General features: G+C 62.3%; 8 protein-coding genes. 3 read left to right on the top strand and 5 right to left on the bottom strand.

The window, feature by feature from the left end; all coding sequences use genetic code 11:
* The first annotated feature begins 245 nt into the window (after nucleotides 1-245).
* Nucleotides 246-731, top strand: a complete 486-nt coding sequence (locus J5M71_RS20700; RefSeq protein WP_207836073.1) for a nuclear transport factor 2 family protein — start codon at nucleotides 246-248, stop codon at nucleotides 729-731.
* On the opposite strand, the gene J5M71_RS20695 is transcribed toward J5M71_RS20700, so the two are convergent.
* Nucleotides 710-1,558: a hypothetical protein gene (locus J5M71_RS20695; RefSeq protein WP_207836070.1), complete on the bottom strand. Its 849-nt coding sequence runs from the start codon at nucleotides 1,556-1,558 to the stop codon at nucleotides 710-712. The genes J5M71_RS20700 and J5M71_RS20695 overlap by 22 nt on opposite strands.
* A 61-nt stretch (nucleotides 1,559-1,619) precedes the next feature.
* Between J5M71_RS20695 and J5M71_RS20690 the strand changes: the two genes are divergently transcribed.
* Nucleotides 1,620-1,934: a GIY-YIG nuclease family protein gene (locus tag J5M71_RS20690; RefSeq protein ID WP_207836086.1), complete on the top strand. Its 315-nt coding sequence runs from the start codon at nucleotides 1,620-1,622 to the stop codon at nucleotides 1,932-1,934.
* 13 nt (nucleotides 1,935-1,947) lie between these two features.
* On the opposite strand, the gene yejK is transcribed toward J5M71_RS20690, so the two are convergent.
* A complete protein-coding gene (yejK, locus tag J5M71_RS20685; RefSeq protein ID WP_207836067.1) occupies nucleotides 1,948-2,955 on the bottom strand; it encodes a nucleoid-associated protein YejK in 1,008 nt (335 codons plus the stop codon).
* Between the two features lie 369 nt (nucleotides 2,956-3,324).
* On the opposite strand from yejK, the gene J5M71_RS20680 reads away from it, so the two are divergent.
* Nucleotides 3,325-3,606: an HU family DNA-binding protein gene (locus J5M71_RS20680; protein ID WP_003257928.1), complete on the top strand. Its 282-nt coding sequence runs from the start codon at nucleotides 3,325-3,327 to the stop codon at nucleotides 3,604-3,606.
* Between the two features lie 50 nt (nucleotides 3,607-3,656).
* Here J5M71_RS20680 and rlmF read toward each other — a convergent pair whose 3' ends face one another.
* The 3 genes from rlmF to J5M71_RS20665 form a co-directional block, all read right to left on the bottom strand.
* The gene (gene rlmF / locus J5M71_RS20675; RefSeq protein WP_207836064.1) at nucleotides 3,657-4,610 is read right to left on the bottom strand and encodes a 23S rRNA (adenine(1618)-N(6))-methyltransferase RlmF; all 954 of its coding nucleotides are present in this window, start codon (nucleotides 4,608-4,610) and stop codon (nucleotides 3,657-3,659) included.
* 178 nt (nucleotides 4,611-4,788) lie between these two features.
* Nucleotides 4,789-7,635 carry a valine--tRNA ligase gene (locus tag J5M71_RS20670; protein WP_207836063.1) on the bottom strand — a complete coding sequence of 949 codons (2,847 nt, stop codon included), beginning with the start codon at nucleotides 7,633-7,635 and terminating at the stop codon, nucleotides 4,789-4,791.
* 210 nt (nucleotides 7,636-7,845) lie between these two features.
* Nucleotides 7,846-8,205, bottom strand: a complete 360-nt coding sequence (locus J5M71_RS20665) for a hypothetical protein (RefSeq protein ID WP_063911378.1) — start codon at nucleotides 8,203-8,205, stop codon at nucleotides 7,846-7,848.
* Nucleotides 8,206-8,209 lie beyond the last annotated feature (4 nt).

Below are 8,209 nucleotides of genomic sequence, written 5' to 3'. Positions count from 1 at the left end.
GCCCTCGTGTTCGGCCTGGGGGCCGGGCGGGCTTTGCATGTGCAGGTGAGCAGCGAGAAAGTCTGAAGTTGATGTTGGCAGTGCCGGCCCTTTCGCGGGTGAACCCGCTCCCACAGCTACTGCACAATTTTCAAGATGTGTGCGATCCCTGTGGGAGCGGGTTCACCCGCGAAGGGGCCGGTACTGGCATAAGCAACCGGGGCAGATTATCGTGCTGCTTTGACTCCCAGGACGGACCAGCCCTCATGAGCGATGCCAACCACGACCTGATCACCCGTTTCTACCAGGCCTTCCAGCGCCTGGACGCCGAGGCCATGGTCGCCTGCTACAGCGATGATATCGTCTTCAGCGACCCGGTCTTCGGCACCCTGCGTGGCAAGGATGCAGGCGACATGTGGCGGATGCTGACCAGCCGCGCCAAGGACTTCACCCTGACCTTCGATAACGTCCGCGCTGACGAGCGCAGTGGTGGAGCGCACTGGGTGGCCACCTACCTGTTCAGCCAGACCGGTCGCACCGTGGTCAACGATATCCAGGCGCGTTTCGTGATCCGTGACGGGCTGATCTGCCAGCACGATGACCACTTCGACTTGTGGCGCTGGACGCGCCAGGCGCTGGGAGTGCCTGGCGTGCTGCTGGGCTGGTCGCCGCTGGTGCAGAACAAGGTACGCCAGCAGGCATTCAAAGGCCTGCGGGCGTACCAGCATGCTCAAGGCAGCGCTACTGCCTGATCACTCTCGTGATAGCTGAAGGCGGCACGTTCATCGAGGCCGTTCGGTAGGCGAATACGAATGACGGGTATGAATGTGCCGTTGGTCCTGTGCCAATCCTGCTGATCGGCCTGAGCTTGTTGCAATGCGCCGTAAGCACCTTCGATATGGAAGAACGACTGGATTGGCAGCCTGCTGGACTGCTCTTCGTCCCACGCACCGATCACTACTTCGTTCCACGGGAAAGGTAATTCAGGCGCAAACAACTGTTTGGCACGTATGCTCTGGTAGAAGGCGTCAGCCCGCTCAGGCACCCGCGCCCGGCGGATATCGAATGCACACTGGGCCTTGTAGTCGCCGCTTTGCCGGAAGCGCTCCATCCACTGCTCGGCAGTGAGTACCCCCTGTTCATGGCAGGCCGCTTCGGTTGCGGCTGTCTGCCGATTGTCGCCGCAACCGCGGTTGTCACGCTCCCAGGTATCACCGTCAGTGGGCCAGGCGCATAGCATTTCGTAGCGCAAGCTCTCTTTCGGGCGTTGCAGCAGCGGGTACAGGGTAAAGCCGCTACGGCCGTCGGCAGCCAGCTGCGTGGTGGGAATGTCGGCGCGCAGGTAAGAGAACGATACGCCGCCTTTGTCCTTGCTGTTCTGGCTATGATGCCAGGAGTGATAAAGCGGTGAAGGTCTGGTTGACCTTAGTAAAACGCCCGAACAGGCGTGGGCAGGTACCGCGTTGCCCTGGCACTGCGCGGGCGTGGAGTCGTAGTTTTTCTGCAACTGCTTGGCGGTCTGGGCGCCGATGGAGGCCTGGGCGGTGGATACGCCGGCCCAGAGGGCAGCGGCAAGCAAGGTGCGGGATACTGAAGTGAGCATGATGAAGCCCTTTTGGGGTGGGCTCACCAAATTAATGATGGAAAGAGCAGGCGTCGTGAGTGAAAAAGTGCCGGATCAGGCAGTAAAACCCTGGTATGTCTACTTGGTAAGGGCTGCCAATGGATCGCTGTATTGCGGTATCAGCGATGACCCGCAGCGGCGTTTTCTGGCGCACCAGAAAGGGCAGGGCGCGCGTTACTTCAAGACCAGCCCGGCCCAGGCGCTGGTGTATGTGGAGCAATGGCCGGACAAGGGCGAAGCATTGCGCCAGGAGCGGCTGGTGAAGCGGCTGCGCAAGTCGGCGAAGGAGGCGCTGGTGGCCTCCTATGAGGCTGTGTCTTCCGCTATTTAGGGCCGCTTCGCGCTCAGTCCTTGCGCCGCTTCAACTGATCCACCAAGGTGGTCGGAAGGCCCTTGATGATCAAGGTCCCTGCCGCTTCGTCATATTCGACCTTGTCCCCCAGCAGGTGCGCTTCGAAGCTGATCGACAGCCCCTCGGCACGCCCGGTGAAACGGCGGAACTGGTTGAGAGTGCGCTTGTCCGCGGGGATTTCCGGCGACAGGCCGTAGTCCTTGTTGCGGATGTGGTCGTAGAACGCCTTGGGCCGGTCCTCGTCGATCAGGCTGGACAGCTCTTCAAGGGTTACCGGCTCGCCCAGCTTGGTCTGGGTAGTGGCGTACTCGACCAGGGTCTGGGTTTTTTCGCGGGCGGACTCTTCCGGCAGGTCTTCGCTCTCGACGAAGTCGCTGAAGGCCTTGAGCAGGGTGCGGGTTTCACCCGGGCCGTCGACGCCTTCCTGGCAGCCGATGAAGTCGCGGAAGTAGTCCGAGACCTTCTTGCCGTTCTTGCCCTTGATGAACGAAATGTACTGTCTGGAGTTCTGGTTGTTCTTCCACTCCGACAGGTTGATGCGCGCTGCCAGGTGCAACTGGCCAAGGTCGAGGTGGCGCGAAGGCATCACGTCGAGCTCGGCGTTCACCGCCACGCCTTCGCTGTGGTGCAGCAGGGCGATCGCCAGGTATTCGGTCATGCCTTGCTGGTAGTGGGCAAACAGGATGTGGCCGCCGGTGGACAGGTTGGACTCTTCCATCAGCTTCTGCAGGTGTTCCACGGCCACGCGGCTGAAGGCGGTAAAGTCCTTTTCTTCGTCCAGGTACTGTTTCAGCCAGCCACTCAGCGGGTAGGCGCCAGACTCACCGTGGAAAAAGCCCCAGGCCTTGCCTTGCTTGGCGTTGTAGCTGTCATTGAGGTCGGCCAGCAGGTTTTCGATGGCGTCGGAGGCGGCCAGTTCGGAATCGCGGGCATGCAGCACGGCGGGGCTGCCATCGGGCTTTTTGTCGATCAGGTGAACGATGCAATGACGGATTGGCATGGAATTCTCGCGAGCTGCAAAAGTCGTCCAGTTTACCTTAGACACAAGGTGATGCAGTGGCCGGATGTTGGCAGAAATGTCGGTTGTTCGTTTTTTGTTCAAATTTGTGCGTTTTAGGCTAAAACCCCCGAAAAACCTGCATTAAATCGAAGTGCGCAGCGGATATTTATCCGTTCCTGTGGTAGCTTTGCGCGGTCTTGCGCCCCTTGTGTGGCGCATTGCTGGCAGCGTGCTGTCGTCGTGTCGAACCAAACGTCGATTTACGTATCTACATACGCGATTGGCGCGGCCCTCCACTTTCAGGGGCTGGCCCGATAACGTCGTAGTCCGCTGCATAACCATCGAATTTGATAGGGAAGGAACACCACCATGGCATTGACCAAAGACCAACTGATTGCCGACATCGCCGAATCGATCGCCGCGCCAAAAGCCACCGCCAAGAACGCTCTGGAGCAACTGGGCCAGATCGTTGCCGACCAACTGGAAAACGGCGCTGAAATCACTCTGCCAGGCATCGGCAAGCTGAAAGTCGCTGAGCGTCCTGCCCGTACCGGCCGTAACCCTTCGACTGGCGCTGCCATCGAAATCGCTGCCAAGAAAGTCGTCAAGTTCGTTCCAGCCAAAGTGCTGACCGACGCCATCAACAAGTAATTGTTGAAGCTTTGACGAAACCGCGCCCGGCTTGCCCGGGCGCGGTTTTTTCATGCCTGGGATTTACGCCGGGCGTGCCAGGCCTGGCGCGCGGTGTCGTCGTGGAAGCTCCAGGCGACCATGCGGCTTTGCTTCTGCCCCTGGCCCATTTCACTGATGCGCACGGCCTTGGCGCCCGCTTTCTTGAGCGCGGCCTCGATCCCTGGCAGGTTGCTGGCCTTGGACACCAGGCTGGTGAACCACAGTACCCGCTCGGCGTACTGCACGCTTTCGCCAACCAGTTGGGTGACAAAGCGGATCTCGCCACCTTCGCACCATAGTTCATTGTTCTGGCCGCCGAAGTTGAGCACCGGCAGCTTGCGCTTGGGGTCCTGCTTGCCAAGATTCTTCCATTTGCGCTGGCTGCCACGGGTGGCTTCGTCACGTGAGGCATGGAAGGGCGGGTTGCACAGGGTCAGGTCGAAGCGTTCGTCTTCCTGCAGCAAGCCGCTGAGTATGTGCGCACGGTTGGCCTGCTGACGCAGGGTGATGGCCTTGCCCAGGCCATTGGCCTGGACGATGGCTTTGGCCGAAGCCAGGGCCACGGGGTCGATGTCCGAACCCAGGAAGCGCCAGCGGTAGTCGCTGTGGCCCAGCAGCGGATAGATGCAGTTGGCGCCAACGCCGATGTCCAGTGCGCGCACCTGGGCGCCCTTGGGGATCTCGCCGGCATTGTCGTCGGCCAGCAGGTCGGCGGCCACATGGATGTAGTCGGCGCGGCCGGGAATTGGCGGGCACAGGTAATCGGCGGGGATGTCCCAGTGCTGGATGCCGTACTGGGCCTTGAGCAAGGCTCGGTTGAACACCCGCACGGCCTCGGGGTTGGCGAAGTCGATGCTGGGTTTGCCGTGGGGGTTGGTGATGGTGAAGCGCGCCAGGTCAGGGTGGGCCTTGATCAGGCTGGGGAAGTCGTAGCGACCCTGGTGGCGGTTGCGCGGGTGCAGGGTGGGTTTGTTCGGGGTCATGGCAGTGTCCAGCCCTATACGAGCGGTGGCTTGAAGAGCCTGGGGCTGCTGCGCAGCCCTTTCGCGACACAAGGCCGCTCCCACAGGATGGTAGCGCCTTGAAGGTTGGCGCCGTCCTGTGGGAGCGGCCTTGTGTCGCGAAAGGGCCGCACAGCGGCCCCAACGGTCTCTCTAGTGATTACAGCGCTGCAATCCGCGCATGCTGCTCGGTGAAGTTGGCCAGGGCCTGTTCGGACTCGGCCAGCTTGGCGCGTTCCTTCTCGATCACCGCAGGCGGTGCCTTGTCGACGAAGGCGGCGTTGGACAGCTTGCCACCCACGCGTGCCACTTCACCCTGCAGGCGCTGGATTTCCTTGTTCAGGCGCGCCAGCTCGGCATCCTTGTCGATCAGGCCGGCCATTGGTACCAGCACTTGCAGGTCGCCGACCAGGGCAGTGGCCGATAGCGGCGCTTCGTCGGCATCGCCCAGTATGGTGAACGATTCGACCTTGGCCAGCTTCTTCAGCAGGGCTTCGTTTTCCTGCAGGCGACGCTGGTCGTCGACATTGGCGTTTTTCAGGAACAGCGGCAGCGGCTTGCCCGGACCGATGTTCATCTCGGCGCGGATGTTGCGCAGGCCGACCATCAGTTCCTTGAGCCACTCGATGTCACCTTCGGCAGCAGCGTCGATGCGTGCTTCATTGGCCACCGGCCACGGCTGCAGCATGATGGTCTTGCCTTGGATGCCGGCCAGCGGCGCGATGCGCTGCCAGATTTCTTCGGTGATGAACGGCATGAACGGGTGCGCCAGGCGCAGGGCCACTTCCAGCACGCGCACCAGGGTGCGGCGGGTGCCACGGGCGCGCTCGACCGGGGCGTTCTCGTCCCACAGCACCGGCTTGGACAGCTCCAGGTACCAGTCGCAGTACTGGTTCCAGATGAACTCGTACAGCGCCTGGCTGGCCAGGTCGAAGCGGAACTGTTCCAGCTGGCGGGTCACTTCGGCTTCGGTACGCTGCAGCTGCGAGATGATCCAGCGGTCGGCCAGCGACAGCTCGACGGCTTCGCCGTTCTGGCCGCAGTCCTCGCCCTTGTCCAGCACGTAGCGGGCGGCGTTCCAGATCTTGTTGCAGAAGTTGCGGTAGCCTTCGACGCGGCCCATGTCGAACTTGATGTCGCGGCCGGTGGAAGCCAGCGAGCAGAAGGTGAAGCGCAGGGCGTCGGTGCCGTAGCTGGCGATGCCTTCGGGGAACTCGGCCTTGGTCTGCTTGGCGATCTTCTCGGCCAGCTTGGGCTGCATCATGCCGCTGGTGCGTTTTTCCAGCAGGGCCTCGAGGGTGATGCCGTCGACGATGTCCAGCGGGTCCAGCACGTTGCCCTTGGACTTGGACATCTTCTGGCCCTGGCCGTCACGTACCAGGCCGTGCACGTACACGGTCTTGAACGGTACCTGCGGGGTGCCGTCCTCGTTCTTGATCAGGTGCATGGTCAGCATGATCATGCGCGCAACCCAGAAGAAGATGATGTCGAAGCCGGTCACCAGCACGTCGGTGGAGTGGAACTTCTTGAGGAACTCGGTCTGCTCCGGCCAGCCCAGGGTGGAGAAGGTCCACAGGCCCGAACTGAACCAGGTATCGAGTACGTCATCGTCCTGGCGCAGGGCCACGTCGGCGCCCAGGTTGTGCTTGGCGCGCACTTCATCCTCGTTGCGGCCGACATAGACCTGGCCGGCCTCGTCGTACCACGCCGGGATGCGATGGCCCCACCACAGCTGGCGGCTGATGCACCAGTCCTGGATGTCACGCATCCAGGAGAAGTACATGTTCTCGTACTGTTTGGGCACGAACTGGATGCGGCCATCTTCCACGGCGGCGATGGCAGGTTCTGCCAGCGGCTTGGTGGAAACGTACCACTGGTCGGTCAGCCACGGCTCGATGACGGTGCCCGAACGGTCGCCTTTCGGCACTTTCAGGGCGTGGTCGTCGATGCTCACCAGCAGGCCCTGGGCATCCAGGTCGGCGACGATCTGCTTGCGCGCGACGAAGCGGTCGAGGTTGGCGTACTGGGCCGGCAGGCGGGTGTCGACCTGCTCGTTGACGCTGCCGTCGAGGTTGAAGGCCTGTGCGCTGGCCAGCACGAAGGCGTTCTTGTCGAAGATGTTCAGCAGCGGCAGGTTGTGGCGCTTGCCGACTTCGTAGTCGTTGAAGTCGTGGGCCGGGGTGATCTTCACGCAGCCGGTACCGAACTCGGGGTCGCAGTAGTCGTCGGCGATGATCGGGATGCGGCGGCCGACCAGCGGCAGTTCGACGAATTTGCCGATCAGTGCCTGGTAGCGCTCGTCGTTCGGGTTGACCGCCACGGCGGCGTCACCCAGCAGGGTTTCCGGACGGGTGGTGGCGACGACCAGGTAGTCCTTGCCTTCGGCGGTCCTGGCGCCGTCGGCCAGCGGGTAGCGCAGGTTCCACAGGTGGCCCTTCTCGTCGTGGTTTTCCACTTCGAGGTCGGAGATGGCCGTGTGCAGCTTGGTGTCCCAGTTGACCAGGCGCTTGCCGCGGTAGATCAGGCCGTCTTCGTGCAGGCGCACGAAGGCTTCCTTGACCGCTTCGGAGAGGCCGTCGTCCATGGTGAAGCGCTCGCGGCTCCAGTCGACCGACGAGCCCAGGCGGCGGATCTGACGGCTGATGTTGCCGCCGGACTGGTCCTTCCATTCCCAGACCTTTTCCAGGAACTTTTCGCGGCCCAGGTCATGCCGGTTCTGGCCCTTGGCCTCGAGCTGGCGCTCGACCAGCATCTGGGTGGCGATACCGGCGTGGTCGGTGCCTGGCTGCCACAGGGTGTCGCGGCCTTGCATGCGGCGGAAACGGATCAGGGCGTCCATGATCGCGTTGTTGAACCCGTGGCCCATGTGCAGGCTGCCGGTCACGTTCGGCGGCGGGATCATGATGGTGTAGGACTCGCCTGCACCTTGTGGGGCGAAATAGTTCTCGGACTCCCAGGTGTTGTACCAGGAAGTTTCGATGGCGTGCGGCTGGTAGGTCTTATCCATGCGCGGCGGGACCCTGTGCATTTATTCGGGAAAGCCGGGAAGTATAACCAAGCTGGGGGCCGCAGGCGACAAGCTGCTGCTATCTGGCACGGCAGGGATGGCCTATTCGCGGGTAAACCCGCTCCCACAGGACCGGCGCAAGTCTCAAAGCTTGCGCCGGTCCTGTGGGAGCGGGTTTACCCGCGAAGAAGGTACCGCCGAATCTCGGTTTTACTCGGAACGCTTGATCAACCGCTCGATCCGCGCATCCAGCCGGCGCTTGATCTCGTTCTCGATGTGCGGGGTGAAATCGTTGATCACGTCCTGCATGATCATCTGCGCCGCGGCACGCAGCTCGCTTTCCAGGTGCAGCAGGGTATCCTGGCGGCGGGTCTGCGGGTCGTCTTCGGGCTCGACCGGTTCGGCCACAGGCGCGGGGTTGCCGGGCGCTTCTTCCAGCAGCAGCGGGATCTGCTCCACTGTCTCGGTCAGCAGCGGTGGTTGCAGGTCGGCGTCGCCAAGCAGCTGGCGTATCGACTCGAGGTCATCGAGCAGATGGGCGGAGTCGGGCAGGGGGGAGGGCTTGTCCATCGTC

Origin of the sequence: Pseudomonas sp. 43(2021) (genome assembly GCF_017490805.1) — a bacterium.
Classification (GTDB): Bacteria; Pseudomonadota; Gammaproteobacteria; order Pseudomonadales; family Pseudomonadaceae; genus Aquipseudomonas.
The sequence above is the reverse complement of the archived record's forward strand: the minus strand, read 5'-3'. Positions and strand labels throughout refer to the sequence as shown.